27 protein-coding genes and 1 riboswitch are annotated in these 24,861 nt (G+C 51.2%); of the genes, 17 read left to right on the forward strand and 10 right to left on the reverse strand.

Features of this window, described 5'->3' with window-relative positions:
- Positions 1-22 precede the first annotated feature (22 nt).
- Genes KNP99_RS10250 through KNP99_RS10275 form a run of 6 tightly spaced genes read right to left on the reverse strand, consistent with a single transcriptional unit; the run spans position 23 to position 6,299 of the window.
- On the reverse strand, positions 23-1,426 hold the full coding sequence (locus KNP99_RS10250) for a dihydrolipoyl dehydrogenase family protein (protein ID WP_214770446.1): 1,404 nt from the start codon (positions 1,424-1,426) through the stop codon (positions 23-25).
- Entirely contained in the window at positions 1,427-2,632 is a 1,206-nt protein-coding gene (locus KNP99_RS10255; RefSeq protein WP_215115677.1) for a dihydrolipoamide acetyltransferase family protein, read from the reverse strand. It abuts the gene before it with no gap.
- 12 nt (positions 2,633-2,644) lie between these two features.
- A complete protein-coding gene (locus tag KNP99_RS10260) occupies positions 2,645-3,643 on the reverse strand; it encodes an alpha-ketoacid dehydrogenase subunit beta (RefSeq protein ID WP_214770452.1) in 999 nt (332 codons plus the stop codon).
- Position 3,644: 1 nt separating this feature from the next.
- A complete protein-coding gene (gene pdhA / locus KNP99_RS10265; RefSeq protein WP_214845975.1) occupies positions 3,645-4,697 on the reverse strand; it encodes a pyruvate dehydrogenase (acetyl-transferring) E1 component subunit alpha in 1,053 nt (350 codons plus the stop codon).
- 14 nt (positions 4,698-4,711) lie between these two features.
- Entirely contained in the window at positions 4,712-5,857 is a 1,146-nt protein-coding gene (locus KNP99_RS10270) for a Leu/Phe/Val dehydrogenase (RefSeq protein WP_088836209.1), read from the reverse strand.
- 46 nt (positions 5,858-5,903) lie between these two features.
- Positions 5,904-6,299: a thioesterase family protein gene (locus tag KNP99_RS10275; protein WP_088836210.1), complete on the reverse strand. Its 396-nt coding sequence runs from the start codon at positions 6,297-6,299 to the stop codon at positions 5,904-5,906.
- Positions 6,300-6,634: 335 nt separating this feature from the next.
- Here KNP99_RS10275 and KNP99_RS10280 point away from each other — a divergent pair, with 335 nt between their 5' ends.
- The 12 genes from KNP99_RS10280 to paaX all read left to right on the forward strand — a co-directional run bounded on the left by KNP99_RS10280 (position 6,635) and on the right by paaX (position 17,056).
- Positions 6,635-7,936, forward strand: a complete 1,302-nt coding sequence (locus KNP99_RS10280) for a phenylacetate--CoA ligase family protein (protein WP_214767221.1) — start codon at positions 6,635-6,637, stop codon at positions 7,934-7,936.
- 20 nt (positions 7,937-7,956) lie between these two features.
- Positions 7,957-8,928 carry a 1,2-phenylacetyl-CoA epoxidase subunit PaaA gene (gene paaA, locus KNP99_RS10285; RefSeq protein ID WP_214767219.1) on the forward strand — a complete coding sequence of 324 codons (972 nt, stop codon included), beginning with the start codon at positions 7,957-7,959 and terminating at the stop codon, positions 8,926-8,928.
- Between the two features lie 14 nt (positions 8,929-8,942).
- Positions 8,943-9,287 (forward strand): 1,2-phenylacetyl-CoA epoxidase subunit PaaB, encoded by a 345-nt coding sequence (paaB, locus tag KNP99_RS10290; protein ID WP_214767217.1) that lies wholly within the window; start codon positions 8,943-8,945, stop codon positions 9,285-9,287.
- On the forward strand, positions 9,284-10,069 hold the full coding sequence (gene paaC, locus KNP99_RS10295) for a 1,2-phenylacetyl-CoA epoxidase subunit PaaC (protein ID WP_214767215.1): 786 nt from the start codon (positions 9,284-9,286) through the stop codon (positions 10,067-10,069). Before paaB ends, paaC begins: the two co-directional genes overlap by 4 nt.
- 13 nt (positions 10,070-10,082) lie before the next feature.
- A complete protein-coding gene (gene paaD, locus KNP99_RS10300; RefSeq protein WP_214767213.1) occupies positions 10,083-10,580 on the forward strand; it encodes a 1,2-phenylacetyl-CoA epoxidase subunit PaaD in 498 nt (165 codons plus the stop codon).
- A gap of 15 nt (positions 10,581-10,595) precedes the next feature.
- Positions 10,596-10,919 carry an EthD family reductase gene (locus tag KNP99_RS10305; protein WP_214767211.1) on the forward strand — a complete coding sequence of 108 codons (324 nt, stop codon included), beginning with the start codon at positions 10,596-10,598 and terminating at the stop codon, positions 10,917-10,919.
- On the forward strand, positions 10,897-11,673 hold the full coding sequence (locus KNP99_RS10310) for an enoyl-CoA hydratase/isomerase family protein (RefSeq protein WP_214767209.1): 777 nt from the start codon (positions 10,897-10,899) through the stop codon (positions 11,671-11,673). The genes KNP99_RS10305 and KNP99_RS10310 overlap by 23 nt, the downstream gene beginning before the upstream one ends.
- A 16-nt stretch (positions 11,674-11,689) precedes the next feature.
- Positions 11,690-13,198, forward strand: a complete 1,509-nt coding sequence (locus KNP99_RS10315) for an aldehyde dehydrogenase family protein (protein WP_214767207.1) — start codon at positions 11,690-11,692, stop codon at positions 13,196-13,198.
- Positions 13,199-13,250: 52 nt separating this feature from the next.
- Complete coding sequence (locus KNP99_RS10320; protein ID WP_214767205.1) at positions 13,251-14,120, forward strand: 3-hydroxyacyl-CoA dehydrogenase; 870 nt, start codon at positions 13,251-13,253, stop codon at positions 14,118-14,120.
- Positions 14,117-15,325 (forward strand): acetyl-CoA C-acyltransferase, encoded by a 1,209-nt coding sequence (locus KNP99_RS10325; protein ID WP_215193221.1) that lies wholly within the window; start codon positions 14,117-14,119, stop codon positions 15,323-15,325. Before KNP99_RS10320 ends, KNP99_RS10325 begins: the two co-directional genes overlap by 4 nt.
- On the forward strand, positions 15,322-16,092 hold the full coding sequence (locus KNP99_RS10330; protein ID WP_214770476.1) for an enoyl-CoA hydratase-related protein: 771 nt from the start codon (positions 15,322-15,324) through the stop codon (positions 16,090-16,092). The genes KNP99_RS10325 and KNP99_RS10330 overlap by 4 nt, the downstream gene beginning before the upstream one ends.
- A gap of 76 nt (positions 16,093-16,168) precedes the next feature.
- Positions 16,169-17,056: a phenylacetic acid degradation operon negative regulatory protein PaaX gene (gene paaX, locus KNP99_RS10335; RefSeq protein ID WP_088836220.1), complete on the forward strand. Its 888-nt coding sequence runs from the start codon at positions 16,169-16,171 to the stop codon at positions 17,054-17,056.
- Between the two features lie 105 nt (positions 17,057-17,161).
- Here the strand turns inward: paaX and KNP99_RS10340 are convergent, their stop codons facing one another.
- Positions 17,162-17,677: a gamma carbonic anhydrase family protein gene (locus KNP99_RS10340; protein ID WP_214767199.1), complete on the reverse strand. Its 516-nt coding sequence runs from the start codon at positions 17,675-17,677 to the stop codon at positions 17,162-17,164.
- An 83-nt stretch (positions 17,678-17,760) separates the two neighbouring features.
- On the opposite strand from KNP99_RS10340, the gene KNP99_RS10345 reads away from it, so the two are divergent.
- The 4 genes from KNP99_RS10345 to KNP99_RS10360 all read left to right on the forward strand — a co-directional run bounded on the left by KNP99_RS10345 (position 17,761) and on the right by KNP99_RS10360 (position 20,666).
- Positions 17,761-18,699: an NAD(P)H-dependent flavin oxidoreductase gene (locus KNP99_RS10345; protein WP_215193222.1), complete on the forward strand. Its 939-nt coding sequence runs from the start codon at positions 17,761-17,763 to the stop codon at positions 18,697-18,699.
- A 357-nt stretch (positions 18,700-19,056) separates the two neighbouring features.
- On the forward strand, positions 19,057-19,485 hold the full coding sequence (locus KNP99_RS10350) for a DMT family transporter (protein WP_214767195.1): 429 nt from the start codon (positions 19,057-19,059) through the stop codon (positions 19,483-19,485).
- An 11-nt stretch (positions 19,486-19,496) separates the two neighbouring features.
- Positions 19,497-20,174, forward strand: a complete 678-nt coding sequence (locus KNP99_RS10355) for a Crp/Fnr family transcriptional regulator (protein WP_214770488.1) — start codon at positions 19,497-19,499, stop codon at positions 20,172-20,174.
- A 12-nt stretch (positions 20,175-20,186) separates the two neighbouring features.
- Positions 20,187-20,666: a DMT family transporter gene (locus tag KNP99_RS10360; protein WP_214767191.1), complete on the forward strand. Its 480-nt coding sequence runs from the start codon at positions 20,187-20,189 to the stop codon at positions 20,664-20,666.
- A gap of 399 nt (positions 20,667-21,065) precedes the next feature.
- Here the strand turns inward: KNP99_RS10360 and msrA are convergent, their stop codons facing one another.
- The gene (msrA, locus tag KNP99_RS10365; RefSeq protein ID WP_088836228.1) at positions 21,066-21,596 is read right to left on the reverse strand and encodes a peptide-methionine (S)-S-oxide reductase MsrA; all 531 of its coding nucleotides are present in this window, start codon (positions 21,594-21,596) and stop codon (positions 21,066-21,068) included.
- 107 nt (positions 21,597-21,703) lie between these two features.
- Positions 21,704-21,810: riboswitch (SAM riboswitch) on the reverse strand.
- A 70-nt stretch (positions 21,811-21,880) separates the two neighbouring features.
- A complete protein-coding gene (locus KNP99_RS10370) occupies positions 21,881-23,053 on the reverse strand; it encodes a M20 metallopeptidase family protein (protein ID WP_088836229.1) in 1,173 nt (390 codons plus the stop codon).
- An 88-nt stretch (positions 23,054-23,141) separates the two neighbouring features.
- Here KNP99_RS10370 and KNP99_RS10375 point away from each other — a divergent pair, with 88 nt between their 5' ends.
- The gene (locus KNP99_RS10375; protein WP_215193223.1) at positions 23,142-23,435 is read left to right on the forward strand and encodes a putative quinol monooxygenase; all 294 of its coding nucleotides are present in this window, start codon (positions 23,142-23,144) and stop codon (positions 23,433-23,435) included.
- 55 nt (positions 23,436-23,490) lie between these two features.
- Here KNP99_RS10375 and KNP99_RS10380 read toward each other — a convergent pair.
- Positions 23,491-24,861, reverse strand: a 1,371-nt coding sequence (locus tag KNP99_RS10380) for a C40 family peptidase (protein WP_215193224.1), incomplete at its 5' end; no start/stop codon positions are given.

The raw sequence follows: 24,861 nt of genomic DNA on the forward strand, positions 1-24,861 counted from the left end.
CCTTCAAAAACAAGTGGTGTGGTTACGTGTTCGAGAAGACAGCCTGTTGACGTGGTGGAAGATGGATTGCTTGTCCGACCAGTGCTTCGAGTGCTTCCGTCAAGGCTTCATTGCGACTCGGGTGTGCTTGGACCGGAAAACGTAAATCTTCTTGTTTCGCAGCCATTTCAAGGGCAAGCGCACATGTACCGGCGAGTTCAAGGGCACCGTCCCCAATCATATGAATGCCTAAAATCAGTGATGTCTTCGCGTCCGAGACGACTTTGATAAAACCGCTGGCCGCATCGATACTGCTCGCCCCGTTTGCCGTCAATGGAAACTGTCCGACTTGCACCGTGAACCCGCCTTCAGTGGCTGCTTGTTCCGTCAAGCCGATGGAAGCGATTGGCGGAAGTGAGCGGATGATTGTCGGGAAGTAAGGAATCGTCGTATCAGGTGAAGCGCCACCGAGATGTTCCGCCGTCCGTTTTGCTTCATGGATTGCCCGCGTCGCGAGTTGCGGACCAGGTGTTACGTCCCCAATCGCATAAATATGGGGGAAGTTTGTTCGACCAAGCGCATCTACGACTAGTGTTGCATCCTCGTTTAACGTCAGACCAAGCCGATCGACACCTAAATCAAGTGTATTGGCTACGCGTGGCAACGACTGGAAGAGGTAACTGGCCTGGACAGTTTTTTCTTGTTCAGCCTTGACGATTGTGACGTCGACGTGAGTATCTGTCGGTGTAATCGTCGTCACAGTGCCACTGACAAGTGTGATTTTTTGTTTTTTGAACGTCCGCTTCAATTCTTTTTCGAGACTTGTGTCGAACTCGAATCCGTCAGCAATCAACGTCACATCTGTCCCGAGTGCTTGAAAACTCATCGCTGCTTCAATCGCGATATAATCGTTCCCGATGATAATCAGACTGTCCGGTAACTCTTGTAATTGATACAGTTGTTCCGCGTTCAAGAGAACGGATGATTCTTCACGGATGCTGTGGCTGCCGGTTGCGATCACGACATCCTGAAAACGATACGTATCGAACTGATGTCCGTGTTCGACACCAATCCGGTCGTCTGAGAGGAAGGACGCAGACCCGGTCACGTATTCAATATCGTTAGCTTTACATAGCGCTTCGACGCCTTGGCGCAGCTTCGTCACGACTTGGTCACGGTAGCTTGCTAACTGGCCGAAATCATGTGTCGTTTCGATGGAAAAGCCGAGTGCCGTCAAGTGTGAGAGACGTGTCCGCTCCTGCGCAGCATGCGCCAATACTTTCGACGGGATACATCCGACGTTCAAGCATGTTCCACCGAGTCGTTCCCGTTCAATTAATGTGACGTTGCGTCCAAGCTGTTTCGCCCGAATCGCAGCTGTGTAACCAGCCGGTCCACCCCCGAGAATGAGGAGGTCACGCTCTTGTGTCAGTTCTCCTACGACCATTTAAATCAACTCCATTAATAAAGTAGTCGGTTGTTCAATCAGACCGGCGAAGCGATTCGTAAAGGCGACGGCCGTCGCTCCGTCCGCGACACGGTGATCAAACGACATCGAGACGTTCATCATCGAGCGGACGACGATTTGATCGTTTTCATCGACGCAAGCCCGTTTTTTTGTTTTATGAAAAGCGATCAGGGCGGTCTCCGGATAGTTGATGATGGGCGTCGCACCGGTACTACCGAGCGGTCCGACATTACTCATCGTAAACGTGCTCGCTTTTAAGTCGCCCGCCCGCAACTCGTTTGTTTTCGCCCGTGTGTGCAGTCCGGCGAGTTGTTCATGTAGCAGGCGGAGTGAGAGCTGGTCGGCTTGACGGACGACAGGGACGATTAAGCCGTCTTCCGTTTCCGTCGCGATGCCGATATGGTACTCCTGCTCTAAAATGATTTGATCATTGGCTTCATCCAGTTTGGCATTGAAGACCGGGAAGTCTTTTAAGGCAACGACAAGTGCCTTGACGAAGAAGGCGTTGACACTGATCGGTGTCCCGTTCGCTTTTAGTTCTGCCCGCAGCGCGAGGAGACGAGTCATGTCGATTTCTTCAAAGTGCGTGACATGAGGAATCGTAAAGAGCGATTGCGTCATCTTCTTCGCAATCTGTTTGCGGATCCCGCGAAACGGTAACGTCGTCGGAGTAGCTGGCGGTGTGACCGCTTCAGGAGCCGTGACGGCTTCAGGCCGGACAGGTGACGCGGATTCTCGACTTGTGACGAACTGCAGAACATCCTCTTCCGAAACGCGTCCGGATGGGTCCGATGCGGGTACTTGTTCGATATCAATTCCGTGATCGCGAGCGATTTTTCGTGTGTACGGTGTCGCGAGGACACGGCGCGTCTGTATGGCAAGCGGTGTTCGCGCGTTCACGACAGGACGCGATGGCTCGGTGACGGTTTCACGTGTTGCCGCTTCCTCGTCACCGGATTCAATCAGGAGGAGTGTCGTTCCGACAGTGACGGTCTGGCCGACCGGAATTAAGATGTCTTTGATGACGCCGGAAATCGGTGCCGGTAGTTCAGCGACCATTTTATCGGTCGACACTTCGACAACCGGTTGATCAAGCGTCACATGATCACCGATTTTGACGAGATAATGGGCGATTTCACCTTCCGTCATGCCTTCTCCGACATCATGTAGTTTCACTTCAGTCATAAACTCAGCTCCTTAGAAGTCGACCGTACGCGTAATCGCTTCAAGTACGCGGGCGGGTGTCGGAATATAGTGATCCTCTAGTGCGAACAACGGGACGGGAACATCAAATCCGGTCACGCGGGCAATCGGTGCCCGTAAGTAGAGGAAGGATGTGTCATTAATCAAAGCAATCAAGTCTGTCCCGAGACCGCCCATCGCGTGGGCCTCGTGGACGATGACGGCCCGTCCTGTTTTTTGGACGGAGGCGGCGATCGTCTCTTGATCGAGCGGATAAAGTGTCCGCAGGTCGAGCACTTCACAAGAGAGACCTTGTTTTTCTGCCTGTGCTGCTGCTTTTTGAGCGACTTGCACCATTCCACCCCAGGCAATCAACGTGACGTCGGTCCCTTCCGAGACGATGTTCGCTTTACCGATTTCAATCGTATAGGCTTCATTTGGGACGGGTTCCTTGAAAGCGCGATAGCTCCGCATCGACTCGAGGAACAGAACGGGATCGGGGTCATCGATCGCAGCAAGTAACAGTCCTTTGGCATCGTAAGGCGTCGCAGGGCAGACGACCTTGAGTCCTGGCATCGAGGTGAATAAACTTTCCGTGCTGTCCGAATGAATTTCCGGGGCGCGGATTCCGGCACCATACGGCGCACGAATGACCATCGGTACGCTGTAGCGTCCCATCGTCCGCATCCGAATGCGCGAGACGTGGGTCATGATTTGTTCATAAGCCGGATAAATGAACCCGAGAAATTGAATTTCGACGATCGGTTTAAAGCCATTGACGGCAAGTCCGACCGAGGTTCCGACAATCCCCGCTTCACTGAGTGGGGTGTCGATGATACGGTCTTCGCCGAATTCGGCTTGCAGTTCGTCCGTTGCCCGGAAGACACCGCCGTTTTTCCCGACATCTTCGCCGAGGACAAGCGTCGTGTCGTCGGTCGCTAATTTAATGCGTAATGCATCCGTGACGGCTTGGATGAGCGTCATGTCGGTTTGCTGATTGATTGGTGTCGCCATGTTAGTTCCCCCTCGCAGTCAGGTAAGCGGTTTTTTGACGCGCGACGTCTGCTGGCAACGTCGCATAGGTATGATCGAACAGGTCATCGATTGCCGGTGGCTTGAAGGCTTCCATCGCTTTGACGGCCTCCTCGACCTCCGTTTGGTGACGTGTCCGGATTGCATCGATTTCCGTCTCGTCGTAAAACCCTTGCGTGCGCATGAACTGTTCGAGGCGCTCGAGCGGATCGACACGGTCGCGCGACTGTTCTTGATCGCGGTACTTCGACGGGTCATCCGCTGTCGTATGGGCACCGAACCGCCATGTGACGGCCTCGATCAATGTCGGTCCCTGACCGTTCCGTGCGCGGGCGACAGCTTTTTGCATCGTGAAGTAGACGGCAAAGGCATCGTTTCCATCAATCCGGACGCTCGGCATGCCGTAAGCGAGTGCTTTTTGGGCGATGGTCTCCGAGTGCATCTGCTTCTGGATCGGGACAGAAATCGCATAACCGTTATTTTGGTTGAACAGAATGACCGGTGCCTGGAAGACACTTGCGAAGTTCATCCCCTCATGGAAGTCACCTTCAGACGTCGCCCCGTCTCCGAAATAGGCAACGGAGACGGCGGACGTTCCTTTTCGTTTTTCCGCCCAAGCGGCACCGACCGCATGGGGGATTTGTGTGGCAATCGGAACGGCAGGGGGGAAGATATGCAAGTCATCCGTCGGGACACACCCCTCGACCCGTCCGTTCCAGTAAAGGAGTGTCCGCACCATATCGGCACCGAACGTCAACGTCGCCCCGTGATCACGGTATGTCGGAAAAATCCAGTCCGTGTCGTTTAACGCCAGGGCACTGCCGACTTGAGCCGCTTCCTGTCCTTCGAACGGGGCATAGGTTCCGAGTCGCCCTTGGCGTTGCAAGTTGATCGCTTTTCGGTCGAATGTCCGAATCCGGTTCATGTGCGTGAATAACTGTAACGCTAATTCTTTCGTCAAAGCGTCTCGTTTCGTCTCGTCGACGATGTGACCGGCATCGTCGATGATGCGTTGAATCGGGAATTGTGATTCCATCTCGTCCACCTCCATCAAGATTGATTGCGAATGTTCCACTTCGGTTTCGTTGTGTTCGTGAAGATATTATTGTGGCGGGCGCGGACGTGAATCCGTTTGTCACACATTCGGTTTGCGGCTTCGAGTGTCGTAATCGACTCGGCACGTGATTGTCCGAATACTTCCAGGACGGCATCGTAAATGTGACGTGTTTTCAGGAGGACCCGTTCATGATTGGCTCCGTACAGTTCATCTGCGACTTGAATCAGACCACCGCCATTGACGATGTAATCGGGAGCATAAAGGATGCCGCGCTGCATCAATTCTTCAGCGAGCGAATCGTCTGCGAGCTGATTATTGGCTGAACCGCAGATTGCCTTACACGGAAGACTTGCGATGTTATCCGCACGGATGACACCGCCGTAGGCACAAGGGACGAAGACATCGGCATCCGTCAGGTGAATCTCGTGTGGGGCAACAACATGAACCGTTCCCGGTGTCATCTCGGCTTCTTTGACGATCGAGGCGAGTGCTGCTTCGTTAATGTCCGAGACGTACAGATTGGCACCAGCATGTAAAAGTTGTTCTGCGACCTTATAACCGACTTTTCCGAGTCCTTGGACGGCGTAAGAGGCACGACTCAAGTCGTCCGATCCGAACAGGCTCTCAATCGTTGCACGTAATCCATTGACGACACCTTCAGCAGTTGGAATCGACGAATCACCACTCCCGCCAAAGGCTTCCGGGATGCCGACGATCCGTGAGGTTTCGCGACTCGCATGGACGAAGTCGTCCATCGTCGTCCCCATGTCCGTCCCCGTATAGAAACGTCCGCCTAACGAATCGACGAATCGACCGAAAGCACGAAACATTTCCGGCGTTTTGTCCGTTGCCGGATTACCGATGATGACAGCTTTCCCTCCGCCGAAATCGACGTCGGCAGCGGCGCATTTATAGGTCATGCCGCGCGACAGACGCAAGACATCGTCCAGTGCTTCATCGACGGTCGCATACGGTGCCATACGACAACCGCCGAGTGCCGGACCAAGTGTCGTATCGTGAATCGCGATGATGGCTTGAAGTCCCGAAATCGGATCGTTACAAAAGATGACCTGCTCGTGTCCTGCGATTTTTTCCATGATTGATAAAGATGTGTTTGTAGATGGATTGATCATGTTCATGTCAAAGCCTCCTTGGATTTCTAAGTAAGCGCTTTCATTTTTTAGTTTAAAAAACGTGTGTCGTCAACTTGTCCTCAATAAATCGTTTATCCAAAATGATTTGCGTGACTTCGCCGACGCCGATCAACCCGTGTTCGTTCGTGACGTCGATTTTTGTCCGGACGCGGTTGTCCCGCAGTTCTGTCACCGTCGCTATGATGCTGACCTGTGATCCGAGTGGTGCCATATTCAGATGTTTTACGTTGACTGCTCCCCCGACGCCTTCTTCTGACGATTCCAGATAAGGGAGGATGATTTTGCGGGCGGCCCACTCCATATGATAAACCATCGACACAGTGGAGTAGGCGGGATGGACGACGGTTCCTTCAAACTGTGCGAACATCTCTTCCGTGACGGTCGTTTCGACGCGTGCCGTCTGACCAAGGGCTAAACCAGGTTTCATAGAATCCTCCTCTATCTTCAAAACATATCTGTTTCTCTCCAAGTGGTCTTACCAAAAATAGTATAACACTTGTCACACGATATTTTATCAATCAGTTACAAAATGAGCAAACCATTTCAGAAATTTTTTCCAAACAGTAGTATGTTATGCCGTTTTATGATGGTGAAAAGACCTTAAATCCGAAAAATGACGAAGATTCGATTGGGTGACGAAAGATATGGGAGCTTTTAACAAAATGAATCATTGACAACATTGTGAACGTATCGTAGGTTTAACGTATAACTAAATTTAAACGGGCGTATTTTTATTGTGTTAAATGAATGGGGAGGTGCGCTATGTTTTATGATGAGGCACTTGAGACGATGACGCATGAAACACGACAACGACTGCAACTCAATCGTTTACGTGAAACGGTCCGGTATGCGATGGAACGTGTGCCGTTTTACCGGAAACGTTTTGAGGAAGCCGGGCTTGATGCTGTTGCCTTTGATCAGCTAGAAGATATTCAAAAACTTCCGTTCACCGGAAAAAGTGATTTACGTGAGAACTATCCGTTCGGGCTGTTTGCCGTCAAACAAGAAGAGGTTGCGCGCATTCACGCCTCGTCCGGAACGAGCGGCAAAGCGACGGTCGTCGGGTACACGCAGGAAGATTTGGACGACTGGGCAGGTGCCGTCGCACGTGGTCTCGTCATGGCAGGTGCAAAACGGACGGATTTGTTGCATAACGCGTATGGTTATGGACTGTTCACGGGTGGGCTCGGTTTACATGCCGGAGCAGAAAAACTCGGGATAACGGTCGTCCCCGTATCAGGCGGGAATACGGATCGGCAAATCACATTGATCGAAGACTTCAAACCGGCAGGGATTTGCGGGACACCTTCTTATGTGCTGCGCCTTGCAGAACGGATGGAAGAGCGGGGCATCAATCCCCGGACAACGGGCTTACGTTATGGAATTTTCGGAGCTGAACCGTGGTCGGAAGAAATGCGTCGGACGCTCGAAGAAAAATTGAATATTACTGCACTTGATATTTACGGACTGAGCGAAATCATGGGTCCGGGCGTCGCAATCGAATGTCCAGCGCAACAGGGATTACACATCATGGATGACTTGTTCATCACGGAAGTCATTGATCCCAGCACGGGGGAACCGTTACCAGAAGGGATGGTCGGGGAACTCGTTTTTACAAGTTTAAAAAAGAAAGCGCTTCCAATTATCCGCTACCGGACGGGGGACCTCGCTTCGATTACACGTGAAACATGCGCTTGCGGTCGAGCGACGACCCGGATGTCCCGGATTACAGGACGAACGGATGACATGATGATCATCCGCGGTGTCAACGTCTTCCCGTCGGAGATTGAACGTGTCCTATTGAAACAAGATGGTGTCACACCACATTATCAAATTCATCTCGTCAAACGACATGGACTTGATGCGATCGAGCTGCACGTCGAGCTCGAAGAACAGACGCAGCAGGAAGCAGTCATGCGAACCGTCTGTGAAGCCATCAAATCAGAATGCCTGATTTCGATTGAAATGATCTGTCACCCACGGTATGGCGTCAGCCGTTCAGAAGGAAAAGCAGAGCGGATTGTCGATCGTCGGACCGAAACGTCGGATAAAGAACCTGTTTAAGACAAGAGGAGGAACTCAACATGTACGATGCAACACACTTGTTCGAACCGGAAGTCATGACGGAAGATGAAAAGCTCGCCCGGTTCACGGAACGAATCGAGAACGGTGAAAAGATTGAAGCCGATGACTGGATGCCTGCGTTTTACCGCGATACGTTAATCAAATTGATTTCGATGCACGGAATCAGCGAAATCATGGGCGCCTTACCAGAGAAGGAATGGGTCCCGAAAGCCCCGTCCCTGCGCCGGAAGCTCGGCATCATGGCGAAAGTCCAGGATGAAATGGGGCACGGACAACTGTTGCTCCGCGTCGTCGAGGATTTGATGAAACCATACGGGAAAACGCGCGGTGATTTGATGGATGACCTGTTTACGGGACGCCTTAAGTTCCATAACGTCTTCCACATGCCGACCCGTACATGGGCAGATGCTGGAACGATCGGTTGGCTCGTTGATGGGGCGGCAATCATCACCCAGACGAACATGTTAGGGGCGTCATACGGTCCGTATGCCCGTGCCTTACAACGAATTTGTGCGGAAGAAGTGTTCCATGCGCAGCATGGTGAATCAATCATCATGGCACTTGCTGAAGGAACACCCGAACAAAAAGCAATGATTCAGGAATCACTGGATGAATGGTGGGAGTCACTGTTGATGTTCTTCGGTCCGGCGACAAAAGAAACAACCGGGACATCAAAACAGGATATCACGATCGCTTATAAGATTCGGACGAAGACAAACGAAGAACTCCGGCAAAATTTCTTTACGAAGTATGTCCCGCGGATTCAATCGCTTGGACTGGTCATTCCGGATCCAACGCTCCGTTTTGACGAAGAATCGGGACAATGGATTTATGCCCAGCCCGATTGGTCGGAGTTTAAGAAAATCATTCAAGGCGGAGGACCGCGTTCGAAGGAGCGTCTCGCCTTACGCCGGACGTCTTATCAAAATAACGCGTGGGTCCGTGAAGCGTTGGCCGAGACGATGGCATGAAGGAGGGTAACGACATGACGGAAACATTTTATCAGGAGTTCGAAGTGTTTAGTAAACGGACGCCGAACGCCGCGTTCACGCATCAATTCAGCTTGCTTGCACCAAACAAGGAAATGGCTTTACTGATGGCGCAAGAAAACTTCATGCGCCGCGAACCGGTCGTCGACATTTGGGTCGTCAAACGGGCGGACGTCCGCGGCCTGACTCCTGACGAAAAGCAGATGTTGACGCGACTCGATAACAAGGATTACCGGACGACGAAAGGGTACGGCTACTTGAAGAAAAAGTGGCGCCATTATGAACAGCAGATGCTCGACGAAAAAGAAATCATGTCTTGGCAGGGAGGCGACTCGAAATGACGGAGCAAGAACGGACAGCGCTCGCAGCGTTACTGTATCAGTTAGCGGATGACGATTTTCTTTATGCGTTCCGCGGCTCGGAATGGCTTGGTCTGGCACCGCATATCGAAGAAGATGTCGCGTCCTCATCCATTGCCCAGGATTCGATGGGACACGCGGCGATGTATTATCAGTTGCTCGAAGAGTTAGGGGAAGGGAAGGCGGACGCATTGGCACACGTCCGGCTGGCGCATGAACGGAAAAATTCGATTCTCGTCGAACGGGTCAACGGTCCCGGATACTACATGGAGACACCGGAATATGACTGGGCGTATGCCGTCGTCCGGAACTACTGTTACACACTGGCGAAAAAAATCCGCATCGATGCTTTAAAAAACAGCAGCTATGCCCCACTCGCGGCAGCCGCCGTCAAAATCAATATGGAATTGTACTATCACTTGCTCCACTGGCAAACGTGGTTCACGCAACTGTATCAAGCGACTCCGACGGCACGTCAAAAGATGGATGCGGCACTCGAACAAGTGCTGGCGGACTTCGGCGACATGTTTGACTACGGGGCGCATGGGGATGTCATCGAAGAGATGCGATTGATTGAAGGACAGGGGATCTTGCTTGATCGCTGGTATCAGACATTGACGCCGACGCTCGTCGAGTTGAATGTCACGTTACCGGAGATGCGGATGTCAGCCAATGGCCGCAACGGTGAACATTCGGCTGACTTGAACGATGCCTTGTCGACGCTCGGAGAAGTCTACTTGATTGACCAGTCCGCCGTATGGTGAGGAGGGATGCGTCATGACGACGCTTGCGTTACAACAAGAAATCCAGGCCGCGCTCGATACCGTCAAGGATCCGGAAATCGATGCCGTCAGCATTCTTGATCTCGGTATGTTCGACAAGATGGAGTTGACGGAATCTGCGACGGGATACGCGCTTCGGGTGACGTTACTTCCGACATTCCTCGGGTGTCCGGCACTCGACATCATCAAAAAAAATACGATTGCAGCACTCGAGCAAATAACGGCGTTACAAACAATCGACGTCGTCTTCATCTTTGACCCGCCGTGGACGTCGGACCGGATCACTGAGCAGGGCATCGAGGGACTGAAGTCATTCGGAATTGCACCACCACGCGTCGTCGACGGATCTTGGGAAATTGATTGTCCGTACTGTGGTTCGACGTTCGTATCGATCGAAAACCTCTTTGGTCCGACGGCATGTCGCAGCATTCTGTACTGTAAAACGTGTAAAAATCCATTCGAGGCGATGAAACCCGTCTCTACTCTCATGTGAAGGAAGGTAATTGATATGGTAAAACTAATCGCGCTTTATAAACACCCGGAGAACAAGGAACAGTTTGACGAGCACTACTTCAATGTTCATGGTCCGATCACGGCTAAAATTCCCGGCTTACAAGAGATGACCGTGACGAAAATCGTTGGTTCACCGATGGGTGGCGAAGGAAAATATTATTTGATGTGTGAAATGGTCTACGAAAGTCACGAGTCGATGCAGGCCGGTATGCGTTCACTTGAAGGGAAAGCATCCGGGAAGGACTTGATGAGCTTCGCTGGGGATCTCGTCACATTGATGATTGGTGAAGAAGTCCATGCCGATGCAACAGTACGTTAAAACGGCGATTGATGGAGCGGTCGGACGCATCACTCTCAATCGGCCGGAGCGGTACAACGCCCTCAACCGGGCGATGATTCGTGAAATCGTTGAAGCGATGGAGCAGTTCGACCGTGACGAAACAATTGGTGCCATCGTATTGAGTGGCACCGGAAAATCATTTTCTGCCGGGGCAGATATCGATGAGATGGTAGAGGCAACACCGATTTCGATGGAACTCCTGGACCCTTTCGCCGATTGGGATCGCATCAGCCGGTTGAAGAAACCGCTGCTCGCTGCCGTTCACGGATATGTCCTTGGTGGCGGGTTTGAACTGGCACTTGCCTGCGATTTAATTTATGCAACAGATACGACACGGTTCGGTTTCCCGGAAGTCAATCTTGGTGTCATGCCGGGAGCAGGCGGAACACAGCGACTGACGAAACGGATCGGCCGGACACGTGCCCTCGAATGGTTATGGACGGGGGAGCAGATGACAGCAGATCAAGCGGAGCGTTTTGGCCTCGTCAACCGACTCGTCGAAGCCGACCGACTCGAAGCGACGGTATTGACCGTTGCCCACCGGATTGCGGCGCAACCGAAGATGTCGGTCCGCCTGATTAAGGATGCCGTCGATAAAGCCGGCGACTTGTCGATTCAGGACGGAATGGAACACGAGCGGAGAAATTTCTACTTGTTATTTGCGACAGACGATCAAACGGAAGGCATGCAAGCCTTTCTCGAAAAACGTCAACCTACATTCAAAGGAAACTAAAAAGGGAGTGGATGTCATGTCAACGGTACACGAAAAAACAATCGAAATGAAACGGTCGGTCTACCACCTCGTCATCAATGGGGAGCAAGTCGAAGGCACGACAGGCGAGACGTTTAAGACCTATAACCCGGCGACCGGAGAAGTCCTGGCAGAAGTGGCGAAAGCGTCCAAAGAAGATGCTGACCGTGCCGTCAAAGCAGCACGTGAGGCGTTTGACCATGGCAAATGGAAGATGTGGCCAGTTGGTCGTCGTGCGCAAATCCTGAACAAAATCGCCAGCATCATGCGGTCGCGCTTCAATGAAATCGTGGAACTCGAGATTCTCGATACCGGGAAATCGTTAGCGGCTGCGCAAGGACAAGTCACGCAGGCAATCGAAGACTTCGAATTTTATGCCGGGGCGATCGTCGGTCACCGCGGTGTCGTCAATAACGTGCCGGGACAATTCCATAACTACACAGAAAAAGAAGCAGTCGGTGTCTGTGCCCAAATCATTCCATGGAACTATCCGTTGATGATGGCTGCCTGGAAAGTCGCACCAGCGATCGCGGTCGGTTGTTCCGTCGTCGTCAAACCGGCAACGCTGACGCCGCTGACTGCCATCATTCTCGGAGAAATTTGTCTGGAAGCCGGTGTCCCGGCAGGCGTCGTCAACGTCATTCCGGGATCAGGACGTGAAATCGGGAACCATCTCGTCGAGCATCCGCACGTCGATAAAGTAGCCTTTACCGGTTCGACACCGGTCGGGAAAGACATCATGGGCCGGGCATCCGAGACACTGAAGCGTGTCACGCTCGAGCTCGGCGGCAAGTCACCGAACATCGTCTTTGAAGATGCGGATATCACGGCTGCTGTCGACGGCTCATTATTCGGCATCTTCTATAACAGCGGTCAATCGTGTGAGGCACGGTCACGTCTTTACGTCCATGAAGACATCTACGAAACATTCATGGAACAATTCGTCGCGAAGACAAAGCAACTTGTCCTCGGGAACCCGTTCGATAAAGGGACACACATCGGGGCGATCATTGATCAACAACAACTCGATGTCATCGACGGGTACGTCCAATCGGCAAAAGCAGACGGGGCAACGATCCTTGCGGGCGGTCAAGTCGAACAGGTCGAAGGATTCGAAAAAGGCTTCTGGTATGCACCGACGATCATCACGAACGTCACGCACGAGATGAAAGCGGTCAATGAAGAAATCTTCGGACCGGTCGTCGTCGTCATGCCATTCAAAGATGAAAAAGAAGCGGTTCGTCTCGCGAACGATACGGAATTTGGTCTCGGTTCAGCGGTCTGGACGAAGGACGGGGCGCGGGCGACACGAGTCGCGAACCAAATCAAAGCCGGGATTGTCATGGTTAACTGTCCGTTCTCCGCCTTCCCGGGTACGCCGTTCGGTGGCTACAAACAATCCGGTTTCGGTCGTGAACTCTGTATCGAAACGCTTGATTTATATACGGAAACGAAAAGTATCTTATCGTATTACGGAAGCCGTCCGCTTAATCCGTTCGGACTGTAAACACCAACGTGCGGACGCGAGTCCGCACATTTTTTTATAAGGAGGAATTCAGATGATTAATCAGATTGTCGTTGTTGGATCAGGCGTCATGGGGCGCGGAATCGCCTACGTCGCAGCCGCAAAAGGATTCGAAGTCACACTCGTCGATATCGAAACTGCCTTGCTCACTTCTGCCAAACAGGAGTTGGAACGGATTGCCGAAAAAGGAATCGTCCGCGGGAAGATGTCGGCGGATGAAGTCGAACAACTGTTTTTGCACCTTCGTTTTTCGACAGACTTAACAGCGGCCGCAGCACACGCCGATCTCGTGATTGAAGCCGTCCCGGAACGGCTCGAGATTAAACAGTCCGTCTTCCGGACGATTGAAGCCGCAGCCCGGCCGGCATGTTTTTTCGCGACGAACACATCGACGATGAGTCCGACGGAAATCGCCTCGTTTACGATGCGACCGGACCGTGTCATGGCGATGCATTTCTTTAATCCGGTTCATCTGATGCCGCTCGTCGAACTCGTCCGTGGACTTGAGACGTCGGATGAGACCGTGACGGCACTGACGGGCGTCGCCGAACGGATGGGGAAAGAAACGGTCGTCATTCAGGAATTCCCGGGGTTTGTCACGTCACGGATCAGTGCCCTCGTTGGTAACGAAGCCTTCTACATGCTGCAAGAAGGACTTGGAACGCCGGAAGAAATCGATAAGGCGATCAAGCTCGGGTTAAATTATCCGATGGGACCGTTCGAACTGGGAGACTTAGTCGGGCTCGATACGCGCCTGCATAATTTACGTTACTTACATGAGAAGCTCGGAGAAAAATACCGTCCGGCTCCATTGCTCGAGCAATACGTCAAAGCGGGACGACTCGGTCGTAAGACGGGACGCGGAGTATATGACTATGCGAAAAGCGGGGTGAAGGCACCATGAGGCGTGTCGCGATCATCGACGCCGTCCGGACACCGATCGGACGGTACAATGGGGCGTTAAAAGACGTCCGGCCGGATGACTTAGGAGCAGTCGTCATCGAAGCCTTACTCGCCCGTAATACACAAGTTGCCCCTGAAACAATTGAAGAAGTCATTTTCGGCAACGCCAACCAAGCGGGCGAAGACAATCGGAATGTCGCCCGGATGTCGGGCTTACTTGCCGGTTTACCGGTCAGCGTCGCCGGAACGACGATGAATCGGCTATGCGGTTCCGGACTTGATGCTGTCATCGCAGCCGCACGGGCGATTGCCTTAGGCGAAGGCGACGTCTATATCGCCGGCGGGACGGAAAGTATGACGCGTGCTCCATTCGTGATGGGGAAACCGGATGCGGCGTTCCCGCGTGGCAATCAAACGTTATACGATACGACAATCGGCTGGCGGTTCGTCAATGAACGGCTGGCCGAACAATACGGAACCGACTCGATGCCGGAAACGGCGGAAAATGTCGCGTCGCGTTACGGAATCAGCCGGGATGCCCAGGACGACTTCGCGTATACAAGTCAGTCCCGGGCAAAACAGGCGATCGATAGTCAACGTTTTGCGGACGAAATCGTTCCTGTTCGTTACGCAAATAAACGGGGAGCGATGCTTGAGGTCAGTCAAGATGAACACCCGCGACCGGAGACGATGCGCGAGAAGCTCGGTACATTGCGCCCATTGTTTCCAAACGGAACGGTCACGGCGGGGAATGCGTCAGGTGTCAATGATGGTGCATCAGCCTTGCTGTTGATGAGCGAAGAACACGCACGCGAGCTTGGACTGACGCCGCTCGGGTTTTACCGGGCGAGTGCGACGGCAGGTGTCGAACCTGCCGTCATGGGGATTGGTCCGATTGACGCGACAAAAAAAGCGTTACGGCGCGCAGGACTGACAATCGAGCAACTCGACCTGATTGAACTGAATGAAGCATTTGCGGCACAAAGTTTAGCCTGTATTGCCGAACTTGGTCTTGATGCAGACAAGGTCAATGTCAACGGAGGGGCGATCGCTTTCGGTCATCCACTCGGTGCAAGTGGTGCCCGGATTTTGACGACCTTGTTGCATGAAATGAAGCGGACGAACCGGACGTACGGGCTGGCGACGATGTGTGTCGGGGTCGGACAAGGAATCGCCTTGATAGTCGAACGGGAGGGACTGACATGATTCATTTTGAACGAAGTGGACAACTTGCGCTGATTCGGATTGATCGTCCGGAACGGATGAATTGTTTTGATTATCCGACGCTGGTCGAGCTACAGGAACTTGTGGATGCCGTCAAAACGGACGAATCGGTCCGGGTCGTCGTATTTACCGGGACAGGGAAAGCGTTTAGTGCCGGTGCTGACTTAAAAGAGCGGGTGACACTGAATGAAACAGAAGTCCGGCGGAATGTGCTGGCAATCCGTGAAGTCTTTGCGAGCATCGCGGCGTTGCCTCAACCGACGATTGCAGCAGTTAACGGTCACGCGCTTGGCGGGGGATTTGAGTGGATGCTTGCCTGCGATTTCCGGATCATCGTCGACGGCGCGTTGGTCGGTCTGACGGAAACGAGCTTTGGTATCATCCCGGGAGCAGGTGGGACGCAACGCCTTCCGCGTCTGATTGGGGAGACACGGGCGAAAGAACTGATCTTTACGGCGAAGAAAATTGATGCCGAGACGGCAGAACGATACGGGCTCGTCTCGCAAGTCGTCGCGACAAAGGATGCGTTGTTACCGGCTTGCTTTGAACTGGCAGCAGCGATGCTCCGCAATGGGCCGATTGCCATTCGTCAGGCGAAACAAGCGATCGATGGCGGAATGAATGTGTCGCTCGCTGACGGCTTACGACTTGAAACGGAAGCCTATGAGGCAGTCATTCCGACCGAGGACCGGCTTGAAGCACTCCGCGCCTTTGCTGAGAAGCGAACACCGCAGTTTCAAGGGAGATGAGGATGGTCGCCACCTGAAATAACACGTATACTAACGGTACACAAAAAAACGTTATATCAAAGAGAGAGTGAATGACATGAGTGCGAATACCCAATCGATGATTTTTACGATTTATGGCGATTACATCCGGCACTACGGGAATCAGGTTTGGGTGGGAAGTCTGATTCGGTTGTTGAAGGAGTTCGGACATAACGAACAAGCCGTTCGCGTTGCCGTTTCACGAATGGTCAAGCAAGGATGGTTGATTTCTGAAAAACAAGGGACAAAAAGTTTTTATTCGCTGACGGACCGTGGGGTCGAACGGATGGAAGAGGCGGCGCGGCGGATTTACAAGTCGACGCCACACGTCTGGGATGGGAAATGGCGGACATTGATGTATACGATTCCGGAGGAAAAACGTCAGATTCGGGATGAGTTGCGGAAGGAACTGACGTGGAGTGGTTTCGGTAACTTATCAAACGGGGTCTGGATTTCTCCGAACCCGCTTGAAAAAGAAGCGACACGTCTGATCGAGGCGTATCAGATTACCGAATACGTTGATTTTTTTGTCGGTGAATACCACGGACCGCAACAAGATCAATCGCTCGTCGAACGTGCTTTTCCGCTCGACGAGTTGCAAGCGCGGTACGAAGCATTCATCGTTGAGTACAGCCGGCGTTACATCGTCCACCAAAGCCAAATCCAACTCGGAGAGATGGATGAGGAACAGTGTTTTGTCGAACGGACGAAGCTCGTCCATGAATACCGGAAGTTTTTGTTTACGGATCCTGGTCTGCCGCAAGAATTACTTCCGGATGCCTGGAACGGACACCATGCGGCAGTATTGTTCGAACAATACTATCGCCTGCTTGCGGCACCGGCCAGCCGATTTTTTGAGTCGATTTTCAAAGAGACACACGACGTGACACAAAAAAGTGCTGACTACGATGCGTCGGAGCATCCATTGTTTGCGGAGCGGTCGTAAGCGCAAGTAACCTTGTGCTTACGACCGTAGCGTCAATTGAGAAATGAATCTATTACAGGTGAACTCCGGTCTTCTGGAAGTTCACTTTTCGCATGTGGAAAACAGTTATTGTCCGAGCTGTTCCCGGAAGGCGTAACCTTTATCAACATAGGAGTCGATTGATTCCTGAATCATCTCGAGATCAGCTGGTGTCAACTGCCGCACGACTTTACCGGGGGACCCGACAATCAAGGAGCGGGGCGGGAACTTCTTGCCCGGGGGAATCAACGTATTGGCGCCGATGATACATTCTTCACCGATTTCGGCGTGATCAAGGACCGTCGCCCCCATGCCGACGATCGATCTGCGACCGATGCGACAGCCATGGAGAATCGCATTATGTCCGACCGTCACCTCGTCTTCGACGATGACAGGTGCCCCTTCGTATAAATGAATCGTCGCGTTGTCCTGGATGCTGCAACGCTTCCCGATTGTAATCGGTCCTTCGTCCCCGCGTAATACGGCGTTGAACCAAACCGTTGACTCTTCACCGATCGTTACGTCACCGATTAAGAATGCTCCCGGCGCCACGAAGACGGTCTCCGCAAGTCTAGGTGTCGTATCACGATATGGAATATTCATAAAAATCCCTCTTTTCCGATTAATGAATTTCAATTCAGTCTTACTTAGTATACCATTCTTAAACAGCAGATTGGAGGAAGACGATGTCCCGATTATGTGAGTTACTGCAAATCCGCGTTCCAATCATCCAAGGCGGAATGGGAAATGTCAGTCATGCTGCCTTAACGGCAGCCGTCTCGAATGCCGGTGGTTTAGGAACACTCGGTTGTGGCACACGTTCGCCGGAAGAAATGCGCCGTTTGATTGAGCAGACCCGTCAATTAACAACGCATTCGATTGCCTTGAACATTGCGATTGGTGTCTCGCCGCATACGGAAGCCCTGATTGAATTAGCGATAGCAGAACAGATTCCGGTCGTGTCCTTATCAGCCGGAAACCCAGCACCCTATACTGAACGTTTACGGACGGCCGGAATTACGACGATTGCGGTCATCGCGTCAGTCAAACATGCATTAAAGGCAGAAACGGCCGGGGTCGATTTGCTTGTTGCAGAAGGTGTGGAAGCGGCAGGTATCAATTCACCGCTCGAGCTGACGACGCTGACACTGGTTCCGCAAATCGTGGATCAGGTCACGCTTCCCGTCATCGCGGCTGGTGGAATTGGAGACGGTCGTGGCCTTGCAGCCGCTTGGATGCTTGGTGCATCCGGTGTTCAACTCGGTACGCGGCTGATTGCGACGCAAGAAGCAGCTGTTCATGCGAACTACAAGAACCATCTCGTAGAAGCAACGGATCTTGAGACACGAATCATCGGTCGTTCCGTCGGCCGTGTCCGGCGTGTGTTAAATGGACCGTACGTTGCTGCACTACAAGGTGTTTCATCGCTTGATGAGTTTAACGCGAAGACGACAGAAGCGTATCACGTGACGGGTGCGGTCGATGGTGACGAGGTCAACGGGTATGTCAACGCCGGTCTCGTGTCTGGTCTCGTTACAGATATTCCGACCGTATCTGAATTATTCGAGCGGATGCAACAGGAAGCGTATACGCAAATTGAACGGGTGCGGGCCGATTATATGTAATGGATCAGTAATCAGTAAGGCGGATTGTTCCTGGGAAGACGAACAATCCGCCTTCGGACTGTAGACAACGTGCGATCGGGAGATCAAGCGTCGTTATTCGTTGCTTTCCCCGTAGGAGTCAACGAAACGTGACGCTTTTTAGGTGATACCGCTTTGAAGACGAGGCGAGACGGGGAAGCGCGAACGGATTGCATCCCGATATCGCATGGTTACGCCTCTTAATCGATTATCTACACGCTGAAGACGGGCAATCCGTCTTTTTTTATACAATTTTTTAAAATGGGACATTTGTCCTTTTCAGATAAGGTGAAAATAGTGTCTACTCATAACAGAAGAAACAAAAGGAGGTGCCTTAAAGTGCAGGGAGTTATATTCGCATTAATGAGTGGACTATTCATTGCGTTGCAGGGGATTTTTAATGCCCGTTTAGGAGATGCCATTGGTCCGTGGTTTTCGGTGACGATCGTTCATTTCGTCGGATTGATGGGGTGCTTAGCGATTTATAGTGTGGTTCGTGACCGGAAAATCGGCGGTTTTCGACAGCTTCCGCTCCTCTATGCCAGTGGCGGATTGCTTGGCGTACTCGTCGTCGTGACCGAACTGACGTCGATTCAGTTACTTGGCATGACGTGGGCGATGTGTTTGTTGCTCGTCGCACAAATTTTATGTGCATTCGTGATTGATTTGAACGGCTGGTTTGGTGTCATCAAAAAAAGGAGTAACCGGGGACAGTGGATCGGGATCAGTTTGATGCTTGCCGGAGTTGCGATTTTTTCACTGTCCTAAAGGGAGGGCCTATGCAGACGATTGAGACCTATTTAAAACAGTACGACTTAGCGGATATTTTTACGGAGACCAGTAAAGGCTATTTACGCATCGAAACGTTTTCGGAAGGGGACCTGTTATGTGTGACGGGTGAACCGATTGACCGGATGTATTTCATCGTCGAAGGAAAAATTAAAATCTCTGCAGCATCGGCTGAAGGGAAACAACGGATTTTACGCTTTAAAAAGGCGATGACGGTGATTGGTGATGCGGAATATATCAATCAACGGGAAGTCTTGAATACCATCGAGGTGATTACGGACGTCGTGGCACTCAGCATTCCGTATGCGATCTTACGTGAGCACAATACGACGAACACCTTTTTACAATTTTTACTGCGGGTCATTACGACCAAGTGGTACGCGGACTCGAAATCAGCATCATTTCATGTCCTCTATTCGGTCGAAGAACGATTTGCCGGATATCTGTTATCGATTACCTCGGACGTTTCCGACAGTCTGTTTTATCAAGAGATGCGAACGTCGAATCTCCATGACGTCGCCGATTGGCTCGGGACGAGTTACCGTCATTTAAACCGTATCATCTCAACACTTTGTGAAGAAGAAATCTTGGCGAGACGACGCGGGAAAATCATTATTTTAGATGTAGAGCGGATTAAAGAAAAAGCGAACGGAAATAGTTACGAATAAGGAGGGGCTAGCATGGGACTAGGTATGTTTTGTGCGATTACGGCAGGAATGATGATTAGTTTACAGACGGTATTGAATGCACGGATGAGTCATGCGTTCGGGGCATGGGCGACGACGACCCTCGTCTTTTTTGTCGGGTTCATCGGTTCACTGTTTGCGCTACTCGTATTTCGGGGTGGCACATTCTCGAACATTCAAACGGTCGAACCGCTTTATTTATTCGGTGGTCTGGTCGGTGTCGGTGTCGTATTTTGTGTGATGCGCGGGATTCAGTTGCTCGGTCCATCGATTGCGATTTCGGTCGTCTTGATTTCGCAACTGAGTTTTGCATTATGTGTCGACTTGTTCGGTTGGTTCGGTTTACCGGAACTTGAGCTTTCGCTCGGACAAGTCGCTGGATTGCTTGTGATGCTAGCCGGTATTTTTGTGTTGAAACGATATCAAGTCGTAGAAATCGAATCTTCGGATGAGTTGTCGGAAAAGGTATCGTAATTCTTACGGTTAACTCTGGCAGTATAAAGTCGATTTTTTAGCGCGAAGACGAATCAGTAGTTGTGGAATGAAAGATTCGTTCTTTTCGTTGCTTTCCTCGGGCGAGGCGCAAGCCGTTGCTCCTTGACCTCACGGACAACGAGCAGGGTCTTGCCAGCCTCTTGGCAGCGCGTGTTCACGCGCTTTTTCCCGTAGGAGTCAACGAAAAACGAAGCTTTCAGGGTGTACCGCAGAGAAAATCATAGAGTAGTGTTAGAGCACAATCTGTCTCGAATCGCTTTGAAGACGAGGCGAAACAGGGAAGCGCAAACTGATTGTCTTTCGTTATAGCATACTCACTCTTCATAAGCGTTTATTTGCAAACAAAAAAGCCCACGCGAAGAGCGGGCTTTTTTTAGTTTAGACAGATACTTCTTCTTTCCAAGCCACATCGATGAATTCATCGCGACCGGATGCTTTCCGGTCTTTTTTGTAGTGCTCCGGATTCTTTTTGTGGAAGTTTTGATGATAGTCTTCTGCTGGGTAGAAGGCTTGTGCCGCTTCGATTCGTGTGACGATCGGTTGCTTAAAGCGATTGCTCGCAGCAAGCGCGTCACGTGAAGCAATCGCAGCAAGGCGCTGTTCTTCCGTATGATAAAAGATGGCAGGTGCGTATTGTGTCCCACGGTCCTGGAACTGTCCGCCGGCGTCAGTCGGATCCGTTTGCGGCCAGTAAAGTTCGAGTAACCGCTCGTATGAGAATAACGCCGGATCAAATGTAATCTCGACGACCTCCGAATGACCGGTCGTGCCTGTTTTTATTTGTTCGTATGTCGGATTTTCGATTTGTCCTCCTGTATAACCGGAAACAATTCCGTGAATACCGGGCAGTTCTTCGAATGGTGTCACCATGCACCAGAAACAGCCTCCTGCGAATGTTGCTTTTTCCATCTATATCTCGTCCTTTCCGCTGGCGGTAGTCGCCCTATAATCATTCGTGCTCTGACAGCGAGAAAACGAAAACGACTCCTTTGCTTGGTTGCAAAAGGAGTCGTCGCTTTTTATCAACCAAAGCTTGCGCTTTGCTGGTCGTAGCACCTTGCCACTGAAGGCAGGTTGCTGGGACGTCATCGATCCAGATCTCTCAGTCCACTCTTGATAAGTGTTATATGAAGTTGATTAAATTCGTTATCATTGATGTGATAATAGCATCTCTAAAACGACAAAGTCAATCCTTAAGATTCTAAAGCATGCAGGACGGTTGCACCTAAGGCTTTTGCGCCGATGAGCAATGCCTGTTCATCGATTTCATATTTCGGGTGATGTTGCGGATAAATCGTACTCCCATCCGTTTTGGCGGACCCCGTAAAGAAGTAGCTTCCTGGGATACGCTCTAAATAATAGGCGAAATCATCGGCTGCCATCATCGGTTTGAGTTCTTTGACAGATGCCTCACCTAAGAAAGCCGTCGCTTCTTTAACGAGATTTGTTTCTACCGGATGATTCCAAAGGGAAGGATAACCCGTCGTAAAGTCGATGGAATAGCTCGCACCGATTCCGGCACACGTCGTCCGGGCAACCAAATCGACCTGCTGTCGTAACTGGTGACGCAGCGCTTCGTCAAATGTTCGAATTTCTCCGACAATCCGTGCCTCACCAGTAACGATGTTCGGAGCCGTTCCGGCGTGGAATGAACCGATTGCGATGATGGCAGGTGAAAACGGATCAACGCGCCGACTGACGAGGTGTTGGAGATTACAGACGAGTTGTGCCCCGGCGACGAGTGCATCTTGTGTTTTATGAGGGGCTTGCGCATGACCACCCTGTCCGTGGACGACGATTTCGAATTCATCTATGGCGCACAGCGTATGTCCTGCGTGATAGCCAATTGTTCCGACAGGTAAGTCATTTTCGAGATGCGTACCGAAAATTGCATCGACCCCGTCAAGACAGCCGTCTTCAATCATTTGAATGGCACCACCCGGGAAGACTTCTTCCCCGTGTTGATGAATGAATACGATTGTTCCGTGAAGGTCTTCTTGCAGTGCTGTAAAGGCCGAGGCAAGACCGAGTGCAATCGCCGTATGTCCGTCATGTCCACACGCATGCATGACACCCGGATGAATCGAACGGAAGGCGAGATCCGTTTCCTCCTGCAGTGGCAGGGCATCGAAATCGGCCCGAATGGCGATGGTCTTTCCAGGATGTTTTCCTTTGAGGGTCGCGACGATCCCGCTACCACCGACGTTCCTGCGGTAAGGGAGACCAAGCTCATCATAAAATGAGGCGATGGCGTTTGGTGTCCGCACTTCTTGAAAAGAGAGTTCCGGGTGACGGTGCAGATCACGACGTCTTTCAATGATTTGTTGTTCGAGTTGATCGAGTTGAGTGAAGAGTTGCTGTTGCATCATAATCATCCTTTCAGGTTTTTGAGGTATGACTTTCTATAAAACGGGTACAGATAGGAGTAATGAATGATGAGGAGGAAAACAAGTCATGGGAGAAATGATTGTCAACGCGGTCATCACAGTCAAAGCAGGTTTAGCCGATCAAGTCTTTCCGATTTTAAGTACGGTCTACAAAGCTTCACAAAACGAGCCGGGGTGCTTGCGTTATAGCTTACATCAATCGATTGAAGATGAACATCAGTTCATGCTGTATGAAGTCTATCAAGATGAAGAAGCGTTAGAAGCGCATATTGCGTCAGACCACTATAAAGCGTATCGCGAACAAATCGAATTGTACTTAATCGATCGCCAAGTTACGAAATATGCGGAAATGACATTTTAATGTTAGCTAAAAGAAGCGGACCTCCCGGGTTAGGGAAGGTCCGTTTTTTTAATCATTACATTGATTTGAAACCGAGGAAGTGCTCACGCCAGTGCGGCTCGTAAATTGAACTGATTTGCAGTTGTGATCCTCCGGCATGAATGAAGTGTTTACTATCTAACATGATCCCGATATGCGAGGGGCCATCCGTATACGTGTTTTCGAAGAAGACGATATCCGAGCGTTTTCCGGAACTGATACTTGTGCGTTGATTTGTAAAGAACGCTCCGTACCAGTAACCGCGGACATTCGTCCGTCCGCCGTATTTTCCGGCTTGGTTCGTCGCATAATGAATCAATCCGGAACAATCGAATCCACCATTCGCCACGTTTTGTGATCCCCATGTGTACGGAGTACCGATATGGGCAACAGCAGCTTGAATCAACTTTTCGCCACGTGAATTATTTTTCTTGTCAACTTTTGTTTCGCTCGTCACTGTAAGGGCCGTCACCGGGATGTAGACGGGCGTCCAGCCGGACTGAATGACATAGAAATTACCGACGCGGTAACGCGGATACACACGCTTGCCTTTTTCGACCAACCCGGCACTTTTTGGACTGGCAGGTGTGTCATAAAATGAAGTCGTTGCTTTGACCGTATAGACTTTTGAACGATTGATGGCTTGCTCGTTATACCGCATATCCGGTTTGCTCGTTCCGATATAAGGATTGAGGACGTAACCCGTTTGACCATTCGGTAGACGGACTTGCCAAAAGTCATCATCAATCGATTTTAATCCGATCAATTTCGTTCCTTTGCTTAAGTGACTCGCCGGACGACTGTAGGCGACGTCAGCAGAAAAGAGTGGTGTTTGGTTGAAATGGACGTAAAAGACGGTCCCGACTTTGGCTTTAGATGTCGGTTTATTTAAACCGAGCCGACTTGAGTCAACGAATCCGAAGCGTGATCCGATTTTAACGCGTGTGTAGTAACCGCTTTTTCCGTAGGTCGTGATTAATGCTCCTTTTTTCAGTGTCCCAATGTTTCCGCTAAGACTGGCTTTTGGATGGACGACCAACTTGTCTTCGGTCACGTAACGTGTTCCTGTCGTCGCATACAGATCTGCTTTCGTTGCTGCGAGCGAACTCGTCAAGACGTATGCATATTCACCGCGGAAGATGATTCGGCTATAGGCGCCGCTCGTCCCGTAAATCGTCAAGAGTGTATTTTGTTTATGATGCTTCAAGACGGTGCTCGAACTGTTTGGCTCCACCTGAATCGGTGTCGTTTTTTGGATGTACAGGCGATTTGTTTTGGCATAGACTTTTGATTTCGCGAGTGAGCTCGTCAAGACGTACGCATATTCACCGCGGAAGATGATTCGGCTATAGGCGCCGCTCGTCCCGTAAATCGTCAAGAGTGTATTTTGTTTATGATGCTTCAAGAC

It is taken from the genome of Exiguobacterium sp. s95, assembly GCF_018618655.1.
Classification (GTDB): Bacteria; Bacillota; Bacilli; order Exiguobacteriales; family Exiguobacteriaceae; genus Exiguobacterium_A; species Exiguobacterium_A oxidotolerans.

Coding starts and splice junctions, on each gene's coding strand:
- KNP99_RS10320 (WP_214767205.1), top strand. CDS start 13,251: ATGATTAATCAGATTGTCGTTGTTGGATCAGGCGTCATGGGGCGCGGA.
- msrA (WP_088836228.1), bottom strand. CDS start 21,596: ATGGAAAAAGCAACATTCGCAGGAGGCTGTTTCTGGTGCATGGTGACA.
- paaD (WP_214767213.1), top strand. CDS start 10,083: ATGACGACGCTTGCGTTACAACAAGAAATCCAGGCCGCGCTCGATACC.
- KNP99_RS10330 (WP_214770476.1), top strand. CDS start 15,322: ATGATTCATTTTGAACGAAGTGGACAACTTGCGCTGATTCGGATTGAT.
- KNP99_RS10355 (WP_214770488.1), top strand. CDS start 19,497: ATGCAGACGATTGAGACCTATTTAAAACAGTACGACTTAGCGGATATT.
- KNP99_RS10255 (WP_215115677.1), bottom strand. CDS start 2,632: ATGACTGAAGTGAAACTACATGATGTCGGAGAAGGCATGACGGAAGGT.
- KNP99_RS10250 (WP_214770446.1), bottom strand. CDS start 1,426: ATGGTCGTAGGAGAACTGACACAAGAGCGTGACCTCCTCATTCTCGGG.
- paaB (WP_214767217.1), top strand. CDS start 8,943: ATGACGGAAACATTTTATCAGGAGTTCGAAGTGTTTAGTAAACGGACG.
- KNP99_RS10305 (WP_214767211.1), top strand. CDS start 10,596: ATGGTAAAACTAATCGCGCTTTATAAACACCCGGAGAACAAGGAACAG.
- KNP99_RS10375 (WP_215193223.1), top strand. CDS start 23,142: ATGGGAGAAATGATTGTCAACGCGGTCATCACAGTCAAAGCAGGTTTA.
- KNP99_RS10275 (WP_088836210.1), bottom strand. CDS start 6,299: ATGAAACCTGGTTTAGCCCTTGGTCAGACGGCACGCGTCGAAACGACC.
- paaX (WP_088836220.1), top strand. CDS start 16,169: ATGAGTGCGAATACCCAATCGATGATTTTTACGATTTATGGCGATTAC.
- KNP99_RS10360 (WP_214767191.1), top strand. CDS start 20,187: ATGGGACTAGGTATGTTTTGTGCGATTACGGCAGGAATGATGATTAGT.
- KNP99_RS10345 (WP_215193222.1), top strand. CDS start 17,761: ATGTCCCGATTATGTGAGTTACTGCAAATCCGCGTTCCAATCATCCAA.
- KNP99_RS10325 (WP_215193221.1), top strand. CDS start 14,117: ATGAGGCGTGTCGCGATCATCGACGCCGTCCGGACACCGATCGGACGG.
- KNP99_RS10315 (WP_214767207.1), top strand. CDS start 11,690: ATGTCAACGGTACACGAAAAAACAATCGAAATGAAACGGTCGGTCTAC.
- paaC (WP_214767215.1), top strand. CDS start 9,284: ATGACGGAGCAAGAACGGACAGCGCTCGCAGCGTTACTGTATCAGTTA.
- KNP99_RS10340 (WP_214767199.1), bottom strand. CDS start 17,677: ATGAATATTCCATATCGTGATACGACACCTAGACTTGCGGAGACCGTC.
- KNP99_RS10270 (WP_088836209.1), bottom strand. CDS start 5,857: ATGAACATGATCAATCCATCTACAAACACATCTTTATCAATCATGGAA.
- KNP99_RS10310 (WP_214767209.1), top strand. CDS start 10,897: ATGCCGATGCAACAGTACGTTAAAACGGCGATTGATGGAGCGGTCGGA.
- KNP99_RS10370 (WP_088836229.1), bottom strand. CDS start 23,053: ATGCAACAGCAACTCTTCACTCAACTCGATCAACTCGAACAACAAATC.
- pdhA (WP_214845975.1), bottom strand. CDS start 4,697: ATGGAATCACAATTCCCGATTCAACGCATCATCGACGATGCCGGTCAC.
- KNP99_RS10260 (WP_214770452.1), bottom strand. CDS start 3,643: ATGGCGACACCAATCAATCAGCAAACCGACATGACGCTCATCCAAGCC.
- paaA (WP_214767219.1), top strand. CDS start 7,957: ATGTACGATGCAACACACTTGTTCGAACCGGAAGTCATGACGGAAGAT.
- KNP99_RS10280 (WP_214767221.1), top strand. CDS start 6,635: ATGTTTTATGATGAGGCACTTGAGACGATGACGCATGAAACACGACAA.